Source organism: Streptomyces sp. NBC_00104 (assembly GCF_045160825.1).
Taxonomy (GTDB): Bacteria; Actinomycetota; Actinomycetes; order Streptomycetales; family Streptomycetaceae; genus Streptomyces.
This window is the reverse complement of record NZ_CP108215.1, coordinates 2,138,483-2,159,961: the sequence shown is the minus strand read 5'-3', so window position 1 is coordinate 2,159,961 and position 21,479 is coordinate 2,138,483. Positions and strand designations below refer to the sequence as shown.

19 protein-coding genes are annotated in these 21,479 nt (G+C 70.7%); 10 read left to right on the top strand and 9 right to left on the bottom strand.

Features of this window, described 5'->3' with window-relative positions; translation table 11 throughout:
- Positions 1-129: 129 nt before the first annotated feature.
- The 3 genes from OG272_RS09385 to OG272_RS09375 all read right to left on the bottom strand — a co-directional run bounded on the left by OG272_RS09385 (position 130) and on the right by OG272_RS09375 (position 5,248).
- The gene (locus tag OG272_RS09385; RefSeq protein ID WP_405893055.1) at positions 130-3,657 is read right to left on the bottom strand and encodes a 5-oxoprolinase/urea amidolyase family protein; all 3,528 of its coding nucleotides are present in this window, start codon (positions 3,655-3,657) and stop codon (positions 130-132) included.
- The gene (locus OG272_RS09380; RefSeq protein WP_405896003.1) at positions 3,654-4,355 is read right to left on the bottom strand and encodes an urea amidolyase associated protein UAAP2; all 702 of its coding nucleotides are present in this window, start codon (positions 4,353-4,355) and stop codon (positions 3,654-3,656) included. Before OG272_RS09380 ends, OG272_RS09385 begins: the two co-directional genes overlap by 4 nt.
- Positions 4,356-4,423: 68 nt before the next feature.
- Positions 4,424-5,248 (bottom strand): urea amidolyase associated protein UAAP1, encoded by an 825-nt coding sequence (locus OG272_RS09375; RefSeq protein WP_405893054.1) that lies wholly within the window; start codon positions 5,246-5,248, stop codon positions 4,424-4,426.
- Between the two features lie 192 nt (positions 5,249-5,440).
- On the opposite strand from OG272_RS09375, the gene OG272_RS09370 reads away from it, so the two are divergent.
- The 6 genes from OG272_RS09370 (at position 5,441) to OG272_RS09345 (ending at position 11,229) form a co-directional block, all read left to right on the top strand.
- Complete coding sequence (locus tag OG272_RS09370; protein ID WP_405893053.1) at positions 5,441-6,076, top strand: TetR/AcrR family transcriptional regulator; 636 nt, start codon at positions 5,441-5,443, stop codon at positions 6,074-6,076.
- Positions 6,077-6,420: 344 nt separating this feature from the next.
- Positions 6,421-8,058, top strand: coding sequence for a sensor histidine kinase (locus OG272_RS09365; protein WP_405893051.1), 1,638 nt, complete (start codon positions 6,421-6,423; stop codon positions 8,056-8,058).
- Complete coding sequence (locus OG272_RS09360; RefSeq protein WP_326583982.1) at positions 8,055-8,462, top strand: roadblock/LC7 domain-containing protein; 408 nt, start codon at positions 8,055-8,057, stop codon at positions 8,460-8,462. Before OG272_RS09365 ends, OG272_RS09360 begins: the two co-directional genes overlap by 4 nt.
- Positions 8,459-8,881, top strand: coding sequence for a DUF742 domain-containing protein (locus OG272_RS09355; RefSeq protein WP_327730501.1), 423 nt, complete (start codon positions 8,459-8,461; stop codon positions 8,879-8,881). Before OG272_RS09360 ends, OG272_RS09355 begins: the two co-directional genes overlap by 4 nt.
- On the top strand, positions 8,862-9,524 hold the full coding sequence (locus OG272_RS09350; RefSeq protein ID WP_326583984.1) for an ATP/GTP-binding protein: 663 nt from the start codon (positions 8,862-8,864) through the stop codon (positions 9,522-9,524). The genes OG272_RS09355 and OG272_RS09350 overlap by 20 nt, the downstream gene beginning before the upstream one ends.
- A gap of 232 nt (positions 9,525-9,756) precedes the next feature.
- On the top strand, positions 9,757-11,229 hold the full coding sequence (locus OG272_RS09345) for a cytochrome P450 (protein ID WP_328222630.1): 1,473 nt from the start codon (positions 9,757-9,759) through the stop codon (positions 11,227-11,229).
- An 18-nt stretch (positions 11,230-11,247) separates the two neighbouring features.
- Here the strand turns inward: OG272_RS09345 and OG272_RS09340 are convergent, their stop codons facing one another.
- The 3 genes from OG272_RS09340 to OG272_RS09330 form a co-directional block, all read right to left on the bottom strand.
- Positions 11,248-12,189 (bottom strand): RluA family pseudouridine synthase, encoded by a 942-nt coding sequence (locus OG272_RS09340; RefSeq protein ID WP_327730503.1) that lies wholly within the window; start codon positions 12,187-12,189, stop codon positions 11,248-11,250.
- Positions 12,190-12,235: 46 nt separating this feature from the next.
- Positions 12,236-13,390 (bottom strand): hypothetical protein, encoded by a 1,155-nt coding sequence (locus tag OG272_RS09335; protein WP_327750254.1) that lies wholly within the window; start codon positions 13,388-13,390, stop codon positions 12,236-12,238.
- Between the two features lie 389 nt (positions 13,391-13,779).
- The gene (locus tag OG272_RS09330; RefSeq protein WP_327730505.1) at positions 13,780-15,339 is read right to left on the bottom strand and encodes an amino acid permease; all 1,560 of its coding nucleotides are present in this window, start codon (positions 15,337-15,339) and stop codon (positions 13,780-13,782) included.
- A 382-nt stretch (positions 15,340-15,721) separates the two neighbouring features.
- On the opposite strand from OG272_RS09330, the gene OG272_RS09325 reads away from it, so the two are divergent.
- Positions 15,722-16,606: an N-formylglutamate amidohydrolase gene (locus OG272_RS09325; RefSeq protein WP_405893050.1), complete on the top strand. Its 885-nt coding sequence runs from the start codon at positions 15,722-15,724 to the stop codon at positions 16,604-16,606.
- 21 nt (positions 16,607-16,627) lie between these two features.
- On the opposite strand, the gene OG272_RS09320 is transcribed toward OG272_RS09325, so the two are convergent.
- Together OG272_RS09320 and OG272_RS09315 are read right to left on the bottom strand one after the other, a co-directional pair.
- Positions 16,628-18,178, bottom strand: a complete 1,551-nt coding sequence (locus OG272_RS09320) for a protein kinase domain-containing protein (RefSeq protein ID WP_405896002.1) — start codon at positions 18,176-18,178, stop codon at positions 16,628-16,630.
- A 180-nt stretch (positions 18,179-18,358) separates the two neighbouring features.
- Positions 18,359-18,814, bottom strand: coding sequence for a MarR family transcriptional regulator (locus OG272_RS09315; RefSeq protein ID WP_405893049.1), 456 nt, complete (start codon positions 18,812-18,814; stop codon positions 18,359-18,361).
- 92 nt (positions 18,815-18,906) lie between these two features.
- Here OG272_RS09315 and OG272_RS09310 point away from each other — a divergent pair, with 92 nt between their 5' ends.
- Positions 18,907-19,767: an alpha/beta fold hydrolase gene (locus tag OG272_RS09310; protein WP_405893047.1), complete on the top strand. Its 861-nt coding sequence runs from the start codon at positions 18,907-18,909 to the stop codon at positions 19,765-19,767.
- Between the two features lie 5 nt (positions 19,768-19,772).
- Here the strand turns inward: OG272_RS09310 and OG272_RS09305 are convergent, their stop codons facing one another.
- Entirely contained in the window at positions 19,773-20,252 is a 480-nt protein-coding gene (locus OG272_RS09305) for an ATP-binding protein (RefSeq protein WP_327730510.1), read from the bottom strand.
- A gap of 115 nt (positions 20,253-20,367) precedes the next feature.
- On the opposite strand from OG272_RS09305, the gene OG272_RS09300 reads away from it, so the two are divergent.
- Entirely contained in the window at positions 20,368-21,231 is an 864-nt protein-coding gene (locus OG272_RS09300) for a helix-turn-helix transcriptional regulator (RefSeq protein ID WP_327730511.1), read from the top strand.
- Entirely contained in the window at positions 21,228-21,434 is a 207-nt protein-coding gene (locus OG272_RS09295; RefSeq protein ID WP_327730513.1) for a DUF397 domain-containing protein, read from the top strand. Before OG272_RS09300 ends, OG272_RS09295 begins: the two co-directional genes overlap by 4 nt.
- Positions 21,435-21,479 lie beyond the last annotated feature (45 nt).

Genomic DNA, 21,479 nt, shown 5'->3' with positions numbered 1-21,479 from the left:
CCCGGTGGTGTGCGGCCGGCCGCGTGCCGTCGGGCGGTGTGTGGGGTGCGGCGGAATGGTCGGGCGCGTGCCGTCGGGCGGTGTGTGGGGTGCGGCGGAGTGGTCGGGCGTGGGCCATCCGGCAGGTTCTCACTCCTCCCCGGTGCCGGTCGGTGCCAGGACGACCAGGGCCGTGCCCGCCTCCACCTGAGCCCCCGGCCCGGTGAGGATCTGCTCGACCACGCCGTCCGTCGGGGAGAGGACGCGGGACTCCATCTTCATGGCCTCCAGGGTCAGCAGGGGCTGGCCGGCGGTCACCTGGTCGCCGGGCCGTATGTGGAGTTGCCAGACCGAGGCAGCGAACTCGGCTTCGATCAGGTGGCCGCCCTCGGGGACGCGCACCTCCGCCGGGGGCGTCGGTGCGGCGGTCGCCGATTCCGCTCTCGTGAACTCGCCGGCGGCCTCCCAGGCCGCCCTCTCCGCAGCGAAGGCGGTCTGCTGCCGGGACCTGAACTCGGCGATGGAGTCGGCGTGTTCCGCGAGGAACGTCTCGTACGCGGCCAGCGAGAAAGTGCCGTGCTCCACACGCGGTACGAAGCGGCCCGACACGATGTCCGCGCGGAGGGCCAGCAGTTCGTCGGGGTCCACCGGGTACCACTTGACGCGGTCGAAGAAGCGGAGCAGCCAGGGGGAGCCGGGCTCGAAGGCGCCGCGTTGCTGCCAGGGGGACCAGACCTGGGTGGTGCGGCCGACGAACTGGTAGCCGCCGGGGCCCTCCATGCCGTAGACGCAGAGGTACGCGCCGCCTATGCCGACCGAGTTCTCCGCCGTCCACGTCCGGGCCGGGTTGTACTTCGTCGTCACCAGGCGGTGGCGGGGGTCCAGCGGGGTCGCCACCGGGGCGCCCAGATAGACGTCGCCCAGGCCCAGGACCAGGTACTCGGCGGCGAAGACCGTGTCGTACACGTCGGCCACCGAGTCCAGGCCGTTGACGCGGCGGATGAACTCGATGTTCCAGGGGCACCAGGGCGCGTCGTCGCGGACGCCCGCCATGTAGCGGGCGATGGCCTCGCGGGTCGCGGGGTCGTCCCAGGAGAGGGGGAGGTGGATCGTGCGGGAGGGGACGACGAGTTCGTCCGCCGGGGGCATGGCCGACACGATCTGCCGTACCACGGTGAGGAGTTCGGTCTGCGGCAGCAGCGTCGGGTCCGTCTGGATCTGGAGGGAGCGGATGCCGGGGGTGAGGTCGGTGACGCCGTCGAGGCCCGCTTCGGTGACCGCCTCCATCAGGGCGTGCACCCGCATGCGCAGCGCCAGGTCGAGCTGCATGGGGCCGAACTCGATCAGGAGGTTGTCGTCGCCGCTCCGGCGGTACGTCACGTCGCCGTCGCGGGCCAGGACCCCGCCGTCGACGATCGCGGCCCGGGGCGAGGCGTCGTCCGCCACCGGGAGGAAGCGGACCGTGTCTCCCGGGCGCAGCTGGCCGAGCTTCCAGCGTTCGGTGGAGACGACCGTGGCCGGGCAGACGAAGCCGCCGAGGGAGGGGCCGTCGGGGCCGAGGAGGACCGGCATGTCGCCGGTGTAGTCGACGGCGCCGACCGAGTACGGGGTGTCGTGGATGTTGGAGGGGTGCAGGCCCGCCTCGCCGCCGTCGGTGCGGGCCCAGCGGGGCTTCGGGCCGACCAGCCGTACCCCGGTGCGGGCCGAGTTGAAATGGACCTTCCAGTCGGCCGCGTAGAACTCGTGGATGTCCTCCTCGGTGAAGAACTCCGGTGCCGCGTGCGGGCCTTCGAGGGCGGCCACCTGCCAGGAGGAGGTGAAGGACGGGCGTGCTCCCGGCGGGACGGGGCTTCCCTCCGCCGTGACCGTTCCGCCGCGCAGGACGTCGCCCGTGCGCAGCGCCCGGCCGCCGTGGCCGCCGAAGCGGCCCAGGGTGAAGGTGGCCGCGCTGCCCAGGAACGACGGGACGTCCAGGCCGCCGCCCGCGAAGAGGACGTAGGTGCGCAGTCCGTGTTCCGTGGGGGCGCCGACGGCCAGTACTGCTCCGGCGGGCACGGTCACCGGCTCCCAGTGCGCGATCGGTGAGCCGTCCAGGGTGACGTGGGCAGGGGCGCCCGTCACACAGACCGTGGTGGCGTGGGTGAAGCGGAGGGAGGGACCCTGGAGGGTGCATTCCAGGCCCGGGGCGCCCTCGGGGTTGCCGAGTGCCCGGTTGCCGAGCCGGAAGGAGAGGTCGTCCATGGGGCCGCAGGGCGGGACGCCGACCTGCCAGTAGCCGGTACGGCCGGGCCAGTCCTGGACGGTGGTGAGGGTGCCGCCGGAGACGACCTCGATGCGGGGGGTCGGGTCGGTCACGGTCGCGAGGGTGGCCGTGGAGTGGGTGGCCCGCCGGAAGTCCGGGTCGTCGAGGGCCGCCCTGACCAGGCCCAGGTTCGTCTCGATGCCGTCGACCCGGGTCCTGGCCAGCGCCTCGTCGAGCCGGCGCAGGGCGTGCGCGCGGTCGGAGCCGTACGCGACGACCTTGGCGAGCATCGGGTCGTAGGACGTGGTGACCTCGGTGCCCGTCTCGACCCAGCCGTCGACGCGGACGCCCTGCGGGAACTCGACCCGGGTCAACAGACCCGCGCTCGGCCGGTGTTCACGGGAGGGGTCCTCGGCGTAGACACGGGCCTCGACCGCGTGGCCGCGGGGTTGCCCCGGGGCCCGGACGACGGCGGAGTCGCCGCGGGCCAGGCGCAGCATCCAGGCGACGAGGTCGACGCCGTAGACCTCCTCGGTGACCGGGTGTTCCACCTGGAGGCGGGTGTTCACCTCCAGGAAGTACGCCTCCTCGCGTGCGGCGTCGTAGACGAACTCGACGGTTCCGGCGGACCGGTACTCGACGCTCGCGCACAGGTCGCGGGCGGAGGCGGTGAGCCGCTCGCGCACGTGGTCGGGGAGACCGGGGGCCGGGGCCTCCTCGACGACCTTCTGGTGGCGGCGCTGCAGGGAGCAGTCGCGGTCGCCGAAGGTGACGACGAGACCGTCGCCGTCGCCGAAGACCTGCACCTCGACATGGCGGGCCCGCTCGACGAGGCGTTCGAGGTAGACGCCTGCCGAGGAGAAGGAGGCGGCGGCGACGCGCTGCACCCGCTCCCAGGCCTCGGCCAGTTCGTCGGCGGATCGACACGCCGACATACCGATACCGCCGCCTCCACCGGTGGCCTTGAGCATCACCGGGTAGCCGATGGCCGAGGCGTGGTCGAGGGCTTCGTCGAGCGAGGGGAGCAGGTCGGTGCCGGGCAGGAGCGGGACGCCCGCGGCCTCGGCGGCCGCCCGAGCGGTGTGCTTCGCGCCGAACAGCTCCAGCTGGTCGGGGGTGGGGCCGACGAACACGATGTCCGCGTCCTCGCAGCGGCGGGCGAAGTCAGCGTCCTCGGAGAGGAAGCCGTAGCCGGGGTGGATGGCGCCCGCGCCCGTGTCCTTGGCGGCCTTCAGGACCAGGTCCGCGTCGAGGTACGACTCCTTCGCGGGCGCCGGGCCGAGCCGCACCGCCTCGTCGGCGAGCCGGACATGGGGGGCGGCGCGGTCGGCGTCGGAGTACACGGCGACCGTCCGCAGGCCCAGTTCGCGGGCGGTGCGGATGACGCGGACGGCGATCTCGCCCCGGTTGGCGACGAGCAGGGTGTCGAAGGTCATGCCGGGTCCCCCTGGGCCTGCCTGGACGCGCCCCGGCCCTGCTCGGGTGTGCCCCGGCCTTGCTCGGGTGTGCTCTCGTCCTGGGCGGGCGCACTCTCGTCCTGGGCGGGCGCCTCGACGGTCATCTCCACGGCCGTCGGGTCGAAGCCGTTGCAGGGGTTGTTGATCTGGGGGCAGTTGGAGACCAGGACGAGTACGTCGCACTCGGCGCGCAGGGTGAGGGCGAGGCCCGGTGCGGAGAGGCCGTCGACGATGCCGAGGGTGCCGTCCTTCTCGACCGGCACGTTCATGTACCAGTTGATGTTCGACACGAGGTCGCGCTTGCCGAGGCCGTGCCTGGCGCCCTCCGCGAGGAAGTTGTCCACGCAGGCGTGCTGCGACCAGGTGTGGTGCCCGTAGCGCAGGGTGTTCGACTCCTTGGAACAGGCGCCGCCGACCGTGTCGTGCCGGCCCACGTCGTCGGCGACCACGGTCATCAGCGGGGTGTGCTCGTTGGACATCAGCACACTGCCGGTGGTGAGGAAGATGCCGCCCTGCGCGTGGATCGTGTCGGGCGCGCTGTAGCGGACGGCCGTGTCGTGGGCGTCGTAGACGAGGAAGTCGACGGCCTGGTTGCCGTGCAGATCGGTGAGGGTGAGGGTCTCGCCGGCGCGGATCACGGACGACCAGGCCGCCCTGGCCGGAACGACGGTCTTCATGCGATCCCCGGTCTTCATGCGATCCCCGGTCTTCACGTCATCCCCGGTCTCCATACGATCCCCGGTCTTCATGCGATCCCCCTCGCGGCGAGGAACTCGGCCGTGTTCAGGAAGGCACGGCGGCCCTCGGGCGTGGCGTCCCACAGGGGGTCGCCGGGGCGGGTCGGGTCGGCGCGCCAGGCGAGCACCTCCAGCGCGGTGCTGACGTACTCGGGGCGCGGGTCGGCCGGGTGCGGCACGTTGGCGAGCAGCACGGTCACGTCCTGCTCGGTGCGCAGGGTCACGGCGGCGCCGGGGCCGGCGGAGCCGGTGAAGTCGAGGGTGCCGTCCTCGCGTACGTCCACGCCCTGGAAGAACGAGAGCGAGGGCGGGAGGTCCCGGGGTTCGAGGCCGTTCTTGGCGGCGGCCAGCTTGAACAGTTCGCGTCCGGCGGGGGAGGGGGACTGCGGGCTGCCGTCCCCGTACCGCTCGGTGTTGCGTACGAGGGTGGAGGTGCCGCACAGCGCGTCGTGGCGACCGGAGGTGTCCGCGACGACCGAGGCGAGGACGCGGCCCTGGTCGGACAGGAGCAGGACGCCCTCGCCCAGGTAGGCGTTCCACTGGACCTTGACGGTGTCGGCGACGTTCAGCCGCTCCCAGGGGCGCTCCGCGTGGTGCAGGAGCAGATGCGCGCACGCGTCGCCGTGCAGATCGGTCAGCCGGACCTCGGTGCCCCGGGCCAGTACGCGGTGCGTGTAGTTGCCGCCCGCCACCGTCTCGGCCCACACCAGTCGTTCGGCCTCGCAGGGTGGGGTCGGCCAGCGGTTCGCGGGCACCACGGGCATAGCCTCGGCCTGGGCGCCCTCCTGGGCTCGGGCGTGATCACGTGCTCCGTACGTCGTCGATGTCGCCATCGCGGGACCTCCGGGTGCGGCGTGTATTTCTGTCGTGCGACAGAAATTAGAAGGGGGGCGCGTCGACGCCATGTCCCTTGTGTTGCGAGGCGGTTACCGACCCCTCACGATGATCGTGCCTCGCCGGGGGTGCGGGGAACCGTGCGATCGGTCACCACGGGTGGGTGGGCGCCGTGTGCGAGGATCGAACGCATGGGAAGCTCGGGCGGCACCGGTGGACGGCGGGTCGGCAGGCCCCGGGCCGAAGGGCGGCCGGAGAGCGGGCTGTCGCCCCGGGACGAACTGCTCGTGGCCGCCGCCGAGTTGTTCACGACGCGGGGCTACGCGGCCACCACCACGCGGGCCGTCGCCGAGCGCGCCGGTATGCGTCAGGCGACCATGTACCACTACGTCTCCGGCAAGGAGGAGCTGCTCGCCGAACTGCTGGAGTCCACGGTCACCCCGTCGCTCGCGTACGCCCGTGAGCTGCTCGCCAAGGACGGCGCCCGCCCCGAGGGACGGCTCTGGGAGCTGTGTCGGGCCGACGTCGCCCTCCTCTGCGGGGGCCCGCACAACCTCGGCGGCCTCTACCTGCTCCCGGAGGTCCGCGCCGAACGCTTCGCCGGCTTCCATGCCGTACGGGCCGAACTCAAGGACGCCTACCGGCAGTTGATCGCGGCGACGGCCGCGGGAGGGGCGCTCGCCAAGAGTGAGCTGGATCTGCGGACGGATCTCGTCTTCGGGCTGATCGAGGGCGTCATCCTCGTCCACCGCTCGGGCCCGGACCGCCCCGTCGCCGCCTTTGCCGAGGCAACGGCGGACGCCGCGCTGCGCATCGCCGGCGTCTGAGGAGCGCGCCCCCGGCACTCGGCCCCGGCACCGATTCACCCTGTCAAGGGGCTCTTTTCGTATGCCTGTGCGCCGTTACGCAGTGTGTGCGAATGGCGCCCCAGCGTGTAAATAACCAGAGCGTACTCCTGTCGCGAGGGTGATTTCAGGCGGTTGCTGAATATGACACAGCGATGATCCGGTCGGACTAAGCTCGCCCGCAGCGCACCGAGTTGAGATGTATTCGTGCGCTTGTTCCAAAAAATACCGAAGATCCAGTTTGATTCGCGGATGAACCCGAGCAACCTCCAGCAACTCCCCGCAAGTCCCCCGACCTTCAGCCGATCTGTCTTTAGAGGGCATACATGGTGAGTGTTCAATCGCCTCCCGGTGGCCGTGAACTTCCCTACGCGCGCGTACTGTCGCTCCCCGCGATACTGATGGCCGCGGCGACCGGAACCACCGTCTCCCTGGTGACGGGGCCGGCCCGGCTCGCCGTCGGCGTGTGCGGAGCCGTCGCGACGCTCCTGCTGATCGTGGTCGCCGTCGTCGCGGTGCGCGGCGGCCGTCGGACGGTCCGCGAACTGCGCGCCGAACAGCAGCGGCGGACCGCCTTCCTCGAACAGCGGATCACCGCCCACGACCAGGAATTCACCCGGCTGGGCAAGGAGATCCTGCCCGCCGCGCTGTACCGGCTGCGCGGCGGAGAATCCCCCTCAGAGGTGATTCGTCATGTCATCGACGGTGACGCCGAGTGGCGCGAACTTCCCCAGTCGCAGCGCGACTTGATCCGCACCCTCCTCACCATCGTCGACCGCGAGGAAGCGCTGCGCGACTCCTCCCAGCGGTCGTTCGTCAACATCGCCCGCCGTGTCCAGGCGATCGTCCACCAGCAGAACAAGGAACTCCGGGAGATGGAGGAGGACCACGGGCGCAACCCCGAGGTCTTCGACGACCTGCTGCGCATCGACCACGGCACCGCGCTGATCGGCCGCCTCGCCGACTCCATCGCCGTCCTCGGCGGCAGCCGCCCCGGCCGTGTGTGGCCCCGGCCCGTCCCGCTGTACAGCGTGCTGCGCGGCGCCATGTCCCGCATCCTGGAGTACCGCCGTATCGAGCTCGACTCGATCGCCAAGGTCAACGTCAACGGCGTCTCCGTCGAACCGGTCATCCACGCCTGCGCCGAACTCCTCGACAACGCCACCCGCTACTCACCGCCCCACACCAAGGTGCACGTCACCGCCGTGGAGGTGCAGACCGGCATCGCCATCGAGATCGAGGACGGCGGCATCAGCCTCAGCGAGGAGACTCGCGCCAAGGTCGAGAACATGCTCGCCCAGGCCCAGCAGGGCATGGACATGCAGGACATGGGCGACAGCCCGCGCCTCGGCCTCGCCGTCGTGGGCCGCCTGTCGACCATGTACAAGATGCAGATCTCGCTGCGTCCGTCCGCCTACGGCGGCGTCCGCGCCGTCGTCGTCGTCCCCCGCGACATGCTCACCGACGAGCCCGCCCCCGGCCTCGCCCACGGCATCGGCGCCGCCGCCGTACCGACCATGGACACCGGCGGCGTCGAAGGACCCAACCGCAAGCCCAAGCGCCGCCGCCCGACCACCGGACCGCGGATCCCGAGCTCCGCGGAGGACATGGGCGAGGGCATGGAGGACGACGTCCCCGTCGTCACCGAGTGGACGGCCAACGGCCTGCCGCAGCGCCGCAGCCGCAGCAAGATCCCGCTCAGCCAGCGCTACGCCGAGGCCGCCGCCGCGGAGGCCGCGGCCGAGGCCGCCATGGCCGCCGCCCCCGTGTGGCAGCCGGAGCCCGAACCCGAGAAGGAGCTGCCCCCGCCCGGCATGTGGGTCGAGGCGTTCATGGCCGGGCTCAAGGGCGACCCCGATCCGAACGCTTTTCGGAACCCGGACGACTCGACGGCGTCCACCGCAGTCACCGCGAACACCGAGCCGGCCCGCACCGAGGCCGACGACGAGGGGGACCTCAAGTGATCCAGCAACGAGCCAATTTCGACTGGATGCTGAAGGATCTGGCCGACGGCGTACCCGGCATCCAGCAGATCGTCGTGCTCTCCGCCGACGGCCTGCGGATCGCCCGCTACGGCGGCGACCCGGACGCCGCCGACCGGGTCGCCGCGGCCTGCGCGGGGCTGCAGAGCCTGGCCGGCGCCGTGGCCGGCGAGATCCCGCAGAGCGACGGCCACATGCGCATGGTCATCATCGAGATCAACGGCGGCTACTTCTATCTGATGGCCGCCGGCTCCAACGCCTATCTCGCGGTGCTCGCCAACGAGATCGCCGAGCCGGGACTGATGAGCAACCGCATGCGCGACCTCGTCGACCGGATCGGCTCCCACCTCACCAGTCCGCCGCGGCGGAACGGGCAGACCGTATGACGCCTCCGCAACGCCAGCGGCGCCAGCCCAAGGACGAGCCGTCGCCCCCGCCGCCCCAGGACGACCTCACCGGCGGCCCTGTCGGCGGAACGGGGGAGCGCCCCCCCGAGCGGCTCTACATCCTCACCGGCGAGGACGGCGAGCGAGCTCCGATCGACCTCGTCACGTTAATCGTGGCGCGCGCCGATCCGCCGCCGTCCGCCGCTCCGGAACAGACGGCGCTGCTCCGGATCTGCCAGGCCCCCCTGTCCGTGGCCGAGATCTCGGCCTATCTCAACCTGCCGATCAGCGTGGTGACCGTCCTGCTCACCGAGCTGCTGACGGCCGAACTGGTACAGGCGCGCGCACCGGTCGTCCGGCAGGCGCGGGCAGACCGTTCCCTCCTCGAAGCGGTGATGCATGGACTTCAAAAGCTCTGACACCATCACGGGTCCACGGACCGAGGACCACCTGCCGCACACCGCACAGGCCGCGGCGAAGATCGTGATCGTGGGCGGTTTCGGCGTCGGCAAGACGACCATGGTGGGGTCCGTCAGCGAGATCAGGCCGCTGACGACCGAGGAGACCATGACGCAGGCCGGCATCGGGGTCGACGACAACTTCGGCTCCAAGTCCAAGACGGCCACCACCGTGGCCATGGACTTCGGCCGCATCAGCATCACGGACGAGCTGGTGCTCTACCTGTTCGGCACCCCCGGACAGGAGCGCTTCTGGTTCCTGTGGAACGGCCTGTTCGAGGGCGCCCTCGGCGCGGTCGTCCTGGTCGACACCCGTCGGCTGGAGGTCAGCTTCGACGTCATGGGCCGCCTGGAGGAGCGCGGTGTGCCCTTCGTCGTGGCGGTCAACGACTTCCCGGACGGGCCCCGCTACGCCATCGACGAACTGCGTCAGGCCCTCGACCTGGCCGCGGAGATCCCGATCATCCGCTGCGACGCACGCCGCCGGGCGTCCAGCCGGGACGTCCTCATGACCCTGATGACGTTCCTGCACTCCCTGGCGATGTCGGGGGCGACGCCAGGAGCGGCGGCATCGGGGACGGCGTCGGGGGCGGCATCGGCGTGACCCCCGAGTGAACCCCGCACGAGTCCCGCACGAGTCCCGTGCGCGGACCCGTCACGCGCGCCGCGTGCTCATCCCGCGCGCGTGCGGTACGCGCGCCGCGTGCACGCCCTGTACGCGCGCGCCGCGTGCCCGTCCCCTCGGCCGGGAGCCGTGCCGTCCCGCACGAACGTCCCTTCCCGGCCTCCCCGCAACCTTCCAGACACCGGATCCACCTCAGTTCGGAGCGATCACCGTGACGCCTGAATCAAACTCCCTGACCGGCACGGACGACCCCACGCTCGGGCCGCCCCCCGGTTGCCCCGCCCACGGCACGGGCCCCGGCGGACTGCGCCGGCTGTACGGCCCCGAGGCGGAGGACCTGGGAGCCGTGTACGAGAAACTGCGCGCGGAACACGGGTCGGTGGCCCCCGCCCTGCTCCACGACGACGTGCCGATCTGGGTGGTGCTCGGCCATGGCGAGAACATGCACATGGTGAGCACGCCGTCGCAGTACTGCAAGGACACCCGGTTGTGGAACCCCATGCGGGAGGGCACGGTCAAGCCCGACCACCCGCTGATGCCGCACTTCGCCTGGCAGCCCATCTGCGCCCACGCCGAAGGCGACGAGCACCTGCGGCTGCGCGGCGCCGTCACCGGCGCCATGTCGACCATCGACCACCGGGGCATCCGCCGCTACATCAACCGAGCGACCCAGCACCTCGTCAACAAGTTCTGTGAGGACGGCAGGGCCGATCTGGTCGGCCAGTTCGCCGAACACCTGCCGATGGCGGTGATGTGCGAGATCCTCGGCATGCCCGAGGAGTACGACGACCGGATGGTGCACGCCGCCCGTGACTGCCTGAAGGGCAGCGAGACCGCGCTCGTCAGCCACGCCTACGTCATGGACGCCCTCGACCGGCTCACCGCCCGCCGCCGCGCCCAGCCCCAGGAGGACTTCACCAGCCACCTCGTCACGCACCCGGCCGGACTCACCGACGACGAGGTCAGGGAACATCTGCGCGTGGTGCTCCTGGCCGCCTACGAGGCCACCGCCAACCTCCTCGCCAACGTGCTGCGCGTGGTGCTCACCGACCCCGGCTTCCGCGCCCAGCTGAAGGGCGGCCAGATGACCGTCCCCGAGGCGGTCGAGCAGTCCCTGTGGGACGAACCGCCGTTCAGCACCGTCTTCGCCTACTTCGCCAAGCAGGAGACCGAACTGGGCGGACAGCGCATCCACAAGGGCGACGGACTCCTCCTCGGTATGGCACCGGGCAACGTCGACCCCCGCGTCCGCCCCGACCTCGACGCCAACATGCAGGGCAACCGCTCGCACCTCGCCTTCGGCGGCGGCCCCCACGAGTGCCCGGGCCAGGACATCGGCCGTGCCATCGCCGATGTCGGCGTCGACGCGCTGCTGACCCGCGTTCCGGACATCCAACTCGCCTGCGCGGAGGACGAACTGCGCTGGCGGGCGTCCATCTCCAACCGGCACCTGGTGGAACTGCCGGTGACGTTCGTGCCGAGGCCCCAGCAGGACGTCATGCAGCGGCCCGCCGTCAACCCTGTTCCGGCGCAGGACGCGTATCAGCGGCGGGGCGGCACACAGCAGCCGCAGGCCACGTCCCCGGAACCCGCCGCCCCGGCCGCCGAGCCCACGCCGCAGCCCGAACCGGCCCGCCGGCCAGGCGTGTTCCGGCGCATCCTGCGCTGGTTCGGCGGCAAATGAGCCGACCGGGCACCGACGCTACGTCGCCCACACCTCGTACGAGGACCAGGCCCGCAGCTCACGCGGGCTGACGAACCGGTGCGCGCGCCCCGTGACCGGGTCGGTGAACTCCAGGCTCCGCGCCAGCAGTTGGAGCGGTCGCCGGAAGTCGCCGGCCGGCACGGGCGCGGTGACCACCGGATACAGGGGATCGCCGAGGATCGGCACCCCCAACGCGCTCATGTGCACCCTCAGTTGGTGCGTCTGCCCGGTACTCGGCACCAGCCGGTACCGGGCTCGCCCGTTTCGGTGCTCCAGCAACTCGACCCGGCTGACGGCGTTGGGTTCGCCTTCGACCTCGTAGGCCGCCATGACCCCTCGCTCCTTCAGGATCCGGCTGCGGACGGTGCGCGGCAGAGCCAGCGCGGGGTCGTACGGGGCGACTGCCTCGTACTCCTTCGCCATCCGCCTGTCCCGAAAGAGCGACTGGTACGCGCCGCGCTCCTCGGGGCGCACGGTGAACAGCACCACCCCGGCCGTGAGCCGGTCCAGCCGGTGCGCGGCGCCGAGCGTCGGGATGCCCAGGAGTCTGCGCAGCCGGGCCAGGGCCGTCTCGGCGACATGGCTGCCGCGCGGAGTGGTGGCCAGGAAGTGTGGCTTGTCGGCCACCACCAGGTGCTCGTCCCGGTACAGGACACCGATCTCGAACGGCACCCGCTCTTCGTCGGGCAGCTCCCGGTGGAACCATACGGACGTTCCCGGCGCGTACGCCATGTCCCGCGGCACCGGACGCCCGGTGACGTCCACGATCAGCCCCGCGTCGAGCATCCCGTCGATCACCTCGGCGCCGGCCGAGAGCCGCGCCACGAGATGATCCCGTACCGTCGCCCACGCGTCCCCGGCCGGCAACCGCACCCGCACCGGATCCACCCCGTCGCGCTGCGGCAGGGGTGAGGGCGGGGACGGAGTGCGGCGTCTCATCACGGTCAAGCATACGAGCGGTGGTGGCACCGCCCGGCACGCTCGGTCAGGCGGGGAGCCTCGTCGCCCGCGTCTCCTGCGGCACACTCGGGTGGAGACGATGAGGCGGTTCGACCTCCTGGGCGCGGGTGTGACCGTGAGACCCGGCGAGCCGGATTCGATTCGCCGCGGTGAAGGCCTCGTCGAGCCATTCGTCCGTCGGTACCTCGCCGAAGAGCCGTTCGAGCTCGCGGAGCATCGGCGGAGCCAGCGGGAAGCGCCTTCCCTGTCGGCGTTCCTGGTAACGGTCCTGGATCTGTACGAAGAGGAAGCCGCTGCGGCCGAAGTGGACCAACGGCTCGGGTGCGCCGGCGAAGACCAGGTCGTCGATGAGGTCGAGATAGATCGACCGGTAGCTGGCCTTCCGCTCGTCGGCCCGGTGTGTGCTCGATGTCGGCTGATGATCGTCCGTGGAGTAGATGCCGAGCGCGGACTTGCACAGATCCATGGAGAGGCAGTCGCAGATCGCGCTGTCCATGAGCCAGGGGAAGGACACGGGGCCTGTCGCGCTGTTCCGGGCCACCATGATGGCGGTTCCGTACGCGTTTCCGGTGTTGCCCCGGAACATGACCCCGTCCCACATGTTCGGTGAGTCGTTCAGCGCGGCCTGGAGCCCGACGTGTTCGTCCCCCGGCGGGAAGTCCATCTTCTCCGCGTACTGGACGATGGCCTGCCGGACCAGTGACAGCAGCGCGTGGACCGCGTCGCGCCCCCAGCCGGCGGCGTCCATCGCCCTCACCAGGTCGGGTACCGATCGGCCGTACATGCGGAAGCGGCCCTGGACCAGATCGAGCGGGGGTATGCAGATGTCGTCGATGACGGTGGCGAAGGCTATGTAGTGGAGCCCCAGTGGATCCGCGTCGAATCGTTCACCGCACCAGCAGGCCATCCACTGGATGGTGTCCCGGCAAGCGCGTGACACCGTGTCGGCGGCTTCGGTGTCACGCTTCTTCGTCCAGTCGGAGTAGTGCTCAGGAGTCCCGCCGCCTCGTGCCTGTACCGCGTCCCACCGTTCCGTCACCTTTTCCAGCAGCGGCCACACATTCACCTCGTGGCACTGGGCCACCGGGCCCGCGTATCCGTCCCCGCCCATGACGGCGTACAGGTGAGCGGTGTGCTTGTTGTACCGGGACCTTGTGGTCGCGGGGCGGTCGGCCTTCATCGGGTTCCGCACGTAGTGCAGGAACGAACACGCCGTATCGCGATCACAATCCGCTCCGCACCAGAGTTCGTGCGAACGATGCAGCAGTTCCTGAATCCCCCTCGTGTCTGACAGCCGCTCCAGGGCCTCTCGCGCAGAGCCCTTCCAGGCGAGCATGTCCGGGGTGACCATCGAGACCCCAACGCCACTTGATGCCATAGCCCGAGCCTCCGCAAGAAGTCCCCACTTCTGGCTGCAATCCCAGCGTGCGGGCGACAACCGGCCGCCGTGAAGGGGCGTACGGGTAGCGTACTGCGGCACATAAGGGGCGCATTCGGTTGAAAATTTGTCACGAATGATACCCAGGCTGGCTGGAGATGTCCCCTGCTTCGATCACGCCTGTTCGATTGTCAGGGTTGCCCTGGCGGCACCGGAGCGGTGTCCCCGGCGGGGAGCGCGCCGCGGTTACGTGTCAGGCGGTAGAGGAGGCCTGTAGCCACCGTGGCCAGGAGGAACAGCAGCGTGAACCACTGGAACCACCAGTGGCCGCCCGCGGGGTCGTAGACCTCTGCTCGGGGCCAGGCCAGGTTGACGGTCATGAAGAGGCCGTAGAGGAGGGCGAGGGCGTTGACGGGGATGCCCCAGCGGCCGAGGGAGAAGAGGGGCTTGCCGGTCTCGTCGGTCTCGTCGGTGCCGTCGGTGGGGAAGGTGCCCTTGAGGCGCCGCATGAGGAGGGGGCCGGTGACCATCGCGTACGCCAGGTACAGCATGACGATGCAGGTGGTGCCGATGGCCAGGAACGCCTCCGGTGAGGCGAAGTTGAGGAGCAGCAGGGCGGCGGCGAGAACGCCGACGACCAGGGCGGGGGCGGTGGGCATGCCGGTGCGCGGGTTGACCTTGGCGAGCCGTCCGGCGAAGGGGAGTTGGCCGTCGCGGGCCATCGAGAAGAGCATGCGGCAGGCCGACGTCTGGATCGCGAGCGTGGCCACGGCGATCGCCACCACCACGTCGGCGAGCAGGACGCGGCCCACTCCGTCGCCGAGGCTGCTGGTCAGGACGTAACTCAGGCCGTCCACGCCCAGCTTGCCGTCGGTGAGACTCGGCGCGGCGAGCAGGCCGCCGAGGACGATGAGACCGCCGAGCAGGCCTGCCGCGCCGAGTGCCGTGAGGATCGTGCGGGGCGCGGTGCGGCGAGGCTGGTGGGTCTCCTCGCTCATCTCGCCCGCGCTGTCGAAGCCGATCATCACGTACGCCGCCATGAACGAGCCCACCAGCAGGGCGCCCAGCAGGTCGGTGCTGCCTTCGGCCGTGTGGAAGGTGATGCCGGGGGAGCGCTCGGAGTGCGTGAGGAGGAGGACGATGATCAGGATCGCGCCGATGATCTCGGCGGTCACGCCGACCCGGTTGACGACGGAAAGCACCCGGTTGTCGAGGGAGTTCACGACCGTGGTGAGGACTAGCAGGATCACGCCCAGGACGGCCGCGTTCGCCGCGCCCGTGGGTGAGGTGGGTGTGGGGTCGCCGCCCACGATCTGGAAGCCCGACCAGATCGCCGGCATCACCATCTGCAGCGCGAGCGCGGCCGCCGCGACCACCACGATCTGCCCGATCACCATGATCCAGCCGGCGAACCAGCCGAACGTCCGGTTGGACAGTCGGGACGACCACTGGTAGATCGCGCCCGATATCGGGTAGCGCGCCGCCAGCTCCGCGAAGCACGCGGCCACCAGCAGTTGGCCCAGCAGCACCGCCGGCCAGGTCCAGAAGAAGACCGGGCCGCCGAACGCGTACCCGAAGGCGAAGAACTGGAATACGGTCGTGAGGACCGAGATGAAGGAGAAACCGGCGGCGAACGAGGCGTACCTGCTCAGGCTGCGGTGCAGCTCCTGGCGGTAGCCGAACTCGGTCAGGGAACGGTCGTCGGGGGAGCGGGGCGGCTCCGGACGCACATCGGGGGCGGTGCTCGTCATGGCGGCAACCTGCTTTCGCACAAGCGGCGCGAGCGTTCGCGCCCGAGCGGCGCGAATACCTGTCGGGCGACAGAAATTAGGGGAGGCCTGTGTCGCACGTGTCACGCGACCGTGTCCGGGGCGCGCCCAAATCCTCACGACTTTTTCGGGGGCGAGCCGTTGGGCGTAGGGGACGGCACGAGGGATTCCGGACGCCGTCGGGCGTCCCGTCGCCCCTCCGCCGAGCGGCCCCGGACAACCCGCAGGCCGATGGCCCGACAGCCCCCGCGCCCACGTGCCCCCGCCGACCCCGCCGCCCCCGTGCCCCCGTGCCCCCGTGCCCACGTGCCGCGAGGCCAAAGCCTCCTGCCCCGCCCCCTCCCCCCACAGTGAGGATCTCCGGATGAACGACGCGTCGCCCTCCTACCGGCTCCTTCCGGGCGCGCCCGAGTCACCCGTGCTTCTGCACGTGCCGCACAGTTCCCGGGTGATCCCGGCGGCCGTACGGGACGCGATCGTCCTCGACGACGTCGCGTTGGAGCGGGAGTTGGACCACATCACCGACGCGTACACGGACCGGATCGCCGAGCGGGCCGCCGGGCGGTCGGCCGTGCGGCCCTGGAGGTTCGTGAACCAGCTGTCCCGGCTCGTCATCGACCCCGAGCGGTTCCCGGACGAGCGTGAGGAGATGCTGGCCGTGGGTATGGGCGCCGTCTACACGAGGACCACGCACGGGGAGGTGCTCCGCCCGGCCGGGGACGACGGCCGGCCGCTCGGCGGACAGTCGCTCGTCGACCGCTACTTCCACCCCTATGCCGCCGCCATGACCCATGCCGTGACGCACCTGTTGGAGACGGTCGGCCGGGCGGTCGTCATCGACGTCCACTCGTACCCGACCGAGCCCCTCCCCTACGAACTCCACGGTGAGGGACCTCGCCCGCCCGTCTGTCTGGGCAGCGACCGCTTCCACACGTCGGCCGACCTGCTGGCCGCCGCCGAGGCCGCGTTCGCCGGGTTCGGTGGCATCGGCGTCAACAGCCCGTTCGGCGGCGCGTACGTCCCGCTGAAGTACTACGGGCACGACCCGAGGGTGACCGCCCTGATGATCGAGATCCGCCGGGACGTCTACATGACCGAGCCGGGTGGGTCGGCGGGGCAGGGAGTGGACCCACTGGCGGACGCCCTCGGCCGTCTCGTCGATGTGGTGACCACCGCCTCACGACACCGCGCACACCTGGCCGATCCGGATGGTGCGGATCTGTCTTTCCTTCGCCCCCTTCAGTGGTGAGGCCAGTCGGGCAAGTGTTTCTCAGGTGCCGGTGTCGTCCAGTCCGAGCCGGATGAGGGCGAGCGCCTCCGCGACCTCCACGGTCAGTTCGTCCTCGGGCCCGTAGACCAGACACAGGTCGGCGTGGAGGGGGTCGAGCAGCAGTCGGGCCTCCTCGGCCTGCCCCTGCGCGAGCAGCAGCATGCCGATGTCCCTGCGCAGGAACACGGCCTCCTCGCTGACGTCGCTGTCGACGCTCCGTACGACGTCGAGAACGCCCCGCAGCGCCGCCAGTGCCTCCGTACCCTGGCCGAGTTCGGCGCGGCAACGGGCGGCCTGGGCACGGCAGTCCAGGGCGAGCTTGCTCGTCGGGCCGTTGATCCGCCCGTAGGTCTCCGCCAGCGCCTCGAACTCCGGCAGCGCGGCCCGGAAGTCACCACCGAGCAGCCGGGCGCCCGCCCGCCGCATACGCAGTGCCAGGACCACCTTGTTCTCCGCGCCCAGGGCCCGCGCGGCGGGCTCGACGACCTCGCCCACCACCTCGGCCGCCTGCGCGAACCGCTCCTCCTCCATCAAGGCGTCGTAGTGCTCCCGCACGTCACGGATCTGAGCGCGCAGGGTCTCCGGCAGCGGCGCGGGTACGGGTACGGCCGGTGCCTCGGGGGCCACGGGGCCGGGCTGCCCGACCGCCCCACCGCGCCGACGGGGCGCGTACGGGCGGCGGAACACCCCGGTCGGGTCGGGCGCCCCCGCAGGTCCCGCCTCGTGCGGCGCGGCGTCCTCCCCGACGGTCGGCAGGAAAGGACGAAGCCGCTCGTACACCTCCTGTACGTCGGCGGGGCGTGCCTCGGGTGCCTTGCGCAGCAGATGCAGTACGAGTTCCTCCAGCTCGACCGGCACCTCGGCACGTAACCGCCGAAGCGGTGTCGGCGCGCCGTTGACGTGCTGGTACATCACCAGGTACTCGCTGTCCGCGCTGAACAGCAGCCGCCCGCTCAGCAACTCGTGCAGCACGCACCCCAGCGCGTACAGATCGGCCTTGGGTGTGACCTGGCCGCCACGCACCTGCTCCGGTGACATGTACTGGTACGTGCCGATGGGGCTGCCGGTCGCGGTCAGCTTGGTGACGTCGGTCCGCAGGATCGCCGCGATGCCGAAGTCGAGCACCTTCACCGTCCCGTCGTGCGCGACGAGGATGTTGCTCGGTTTCAGGTCGCGGTGGATGACGGGCACGTCGTGCGCGTACGACAGCACCGTGGCCACCTGCGCGGCGACGGCCACCGCCCAGCTGACGGGCAGGGGCCGGTCGGGGTGGATGTAGCCGGTCAGGGGGACGCCGTCGACCAGTTCCATCACCAGGAACAGCCGCTCGTAGGAGGCGGTGTCGGAGTCGGCGCCGGAGTCGTCCAGCACCGCGTCGTACACCTGCGGCACGCCCGGGTGCTGGATACGTGCCGTGATCCGCGCCTCGCGCCGGAACCGCTTCGCCAGCTCCTCGGCGAGCTGCGGGGACGTGGCGGCCTGCCCCCGGATCACCTTCACGGCGACCGGACGGTCCAGCACGGCGTCGTAACCGCGCCACACGTCGCCCATACCGCCGTGGCTGAGCTCCTCCAGCAGTTCGTAGCGCCCCGCGACCGGTTTCTGCGACACCCTTGCCCCTGCCCCCGTCGAGTGTTGTCGCCGGCGTGCGGTGGGTCGGCGCCGGTCCGACTGGTCGGGGACCAGTCTTCCGGCTGTGGGGATCTTCCGTCCAGCGGGGCGCGTCGGGGCCTAAGGGGCCCGCTGTGCGGCGACGGCCTCGTGCACGTTCAGGAGAAAGCGCTGGATTGTTGCCAGGTCCGTGTCGGAGAAGGTTCGCGTCGCGGCGATGACCTCCGCGATCAGCGGTCCGAAGAACGACTGTCCGAGGGTGACTGCCCGTTCATCGACCTCAAGCAGCACGCGACGACGGTCGCGGCTGTCTCGTGTGCGCCGCACGTGGCCGAGCTTCTCCAGCCGGTCGACAAGGGCCGTGGTGCCCGCGGAGTTCAGGCCGAGCTGCCGCCCGAGCCAGCCGGGCGTCGCGGGCGTCTGTGCCCGAGCGGCGTCCAACAGGCAGATCAGGGCGCGCAGGTCGGTCGGGTGCAGGCTGTTGCGTTGCGCGAACTCGGCTCCGAGCAGGTCGAGTTCGACGGTGATGGCGCGTAGCCGATGCACAACCCGCAGTCCAGGCTCTCCTTCATCCATGCCGTTTCCGCCCTTCCATGATCGATCCAGTGCGCATAATATCTCGTTCGACGAGATACTTGCGCAGCGACCTACTTCTCCGAGGGCACCCCATGGCAGAAGACCCGACTCGCTTTCTGGCGGCGTACGACGCCGTCCTGGACCACTGGCCCGTGCCTGTCGACCGGATGGACCTGGCGTCGGTGTACGGCACCACCCGGGTCATCGCGTGCGGCCCCGTGGACGGGGAGCCGCTGGTGCTGCTGCACGGTGGCGGCGCCACCTCGGCAGTGTGGTTCGCCAACGTGGCCGACCTGAGCCGCACCCGGCGCGTCTACGCCGTCGACCGGATCGGCGAGGCAGGCCGCAGCCTGCGCGGGGGCCGACCCGTCCGGTCCGTCGACGACCTTCTTGACTGGCTGGACGGCGTGCTGGACGGCGGACTCGACGGCTCGGGCCCGAGCCGCGTCGACCTGTGCGGGCACTCCTATGGCGGATGGATCGCCCTCACCTATGCGCTGCGCACGCCGCAGCGGGTCCGCAAGCTCGCTCTCCTCGATCCCACCCAGTGCTTCGCCGGATACAGGGCCGAGTACCTGCTGCGCGCCCTTCCGCTGCTCATCCGGGCCACCAGCCGACGGGCCCGCGCGTTCCTTGCCTGGGAAACCCACGGCGCGGAAGTCGACCCCGCATGGCTGGAGCTGTACGGCCTCGCCGCCGAATTCCCGCGCACGAAGGTCGTCGTGGGCAAACGCCCGACGTCCCGGCAACTGGGGAGCTCGACGACCCCGACGCTGGTCCTGCTTGCCGGGGACAGCAGGGCGCACGACGTTCGGCGCGTCGAGGCGGCGGCGCGGTTGCACCTGCCCCATGTCGAAACCGCGGTACTCCCCGGCCTGTCGCACCACGGCGTCCCGTTCACCCGGGCCGCCTCACTCAACAGCAAGGTCCTGGACTTCCTCGACAAGCCCTGAACCCTCTATGGGCTACTGGCCGGGACGGCCAGCTGGGCCCACACCGTCTTTCCCGGGCCGTCCGCGCGGGGGAACCAGCCCCAGAGGTCCGCGAGTTCGGCGACGAGGAGCAGGCCCCGTCCGTCGGTCCGGTCGGCGGGCGTGCCGTGCGGGGCCAGGACCGGGATGCGTTCGCCGCGTGTGTCGGTCACTTCCAGGCGTACGACCCTGTCACGAGCGGTGAGCCGTAGGTGGAAGTCCCGTCCGGGCACGGTCCCGTGCCGCACGGCGTTGGCGCAGAGTTCGGCGGCGATGAGCGTGAGCGCGTCGTGCGCGTCGCAGTCGTACGGGATGCCCCAGGCGTCGAGCCGCACCCCACACAGGCGACGGGCGAGGCGGGCACCGCGCCGGGTCGAGGTGAAGCGCATGGCGAAGTGGTGGGTGGGGTTCGTGAGTTGGGTGGTGGGGGGTGCGGTGGGGGTGGTGATCGTGGGGTTGCTGGTCATGTCTCCACCGTGGCCCGTGGTGGCGTAGCGTTACTAGTGGTGACGCGCCGTCGCGGGCTGGTTGTACGCGGGGGTGCTGTGCGTGTACGTGCGGTACGGGTGGAGGCGGTGACCCATGAGGGACGATGATGTCGACGGGGTGGACCGGGCCGACGGGGTCGGGCAGCGGCCGGAGGACGAGCCGGGGACGGGGGTCGTGGCCGCGTTCGGACGGCAGTTGAAGCTGCTGAGGGTCCGGGCGGGGCTGGACCGGGCGGCCTTCGGGAAGCAGGTGGGGTACGCGGCGGACTCGGTCGCGTCGATCGAGCAGGGGAGGCGGATTCCGCAGCCGAGGTTTGTGGACCGGGCGGATGAGGTGCTGGGGGCCGGGGGTGTGTTGGTCGCGCTGAAGGAGGAGTTGGCGCGGGCGCAGTATCCGGCTTACTTTCGAGATGCGGCCCGTCTGGAGGCGAGAGCCACAGCACTGAACGTGTACGCCGTATTTGCTGTCCCGGGTCTGTTGCAGACGGAGGACTACGCACGAGCCGTGTTCCAGATGCAGCGGCCTTTGCTGCCCGACGAGGTTATCGAGCAGCGCCTGGAAGCTCGCATGGCGCGGCAGGAGATCTTCAACCGGCGCCCTGCCCCACTGGTGAGCTTCGTCATCGAGGAGGCTGTGCTGCGCAGACCGATCGGCGGCCGGAAGGCGCTGCGCGGGACGCTGGAACAGATTCTGTTGATCGGGCAGATGAGGAACGTGGAGGTGCAAGTGATGCCAACGGAGCGCGAGGACAATGCTGCACTCGGCGGCCCCTTCACGTTGATCGACGCGGACAAGGGCCGTCGAATCGCGTACGCCGAGGTACAGGACGACAGCCGCCTGTACACCGATGCGCCGAGGGTTCGTGAGCTCGAAGCCCGCTATGGCATCCTCCGATCACAGGCGCTGACACCGAGTGAGTCGTCGGCATTCATCGTTCAACTGATGGGAGAGGCATGAACGCTCACCGCAGCCAGGCGGCCGTGCCGGAGGCCGCTTGGTTCAAGAGCAGCTACAGCACGGGTGGAGGCGGCGAATGCGTCGAGGTCGCCACAACTCCCAGGGCTGTACTGATACGAGACTCGAAGCAGCTCACTGGGCCCGTACTGGCGGTTGGGCCTGAGGCGTGGGCTGGGCTGGTGACCTTGGCAGCAGGCCGCTGAGCACATGAACAGGAGGGCCCTGCCGTAAGGCCGGGCCCTCTGCCG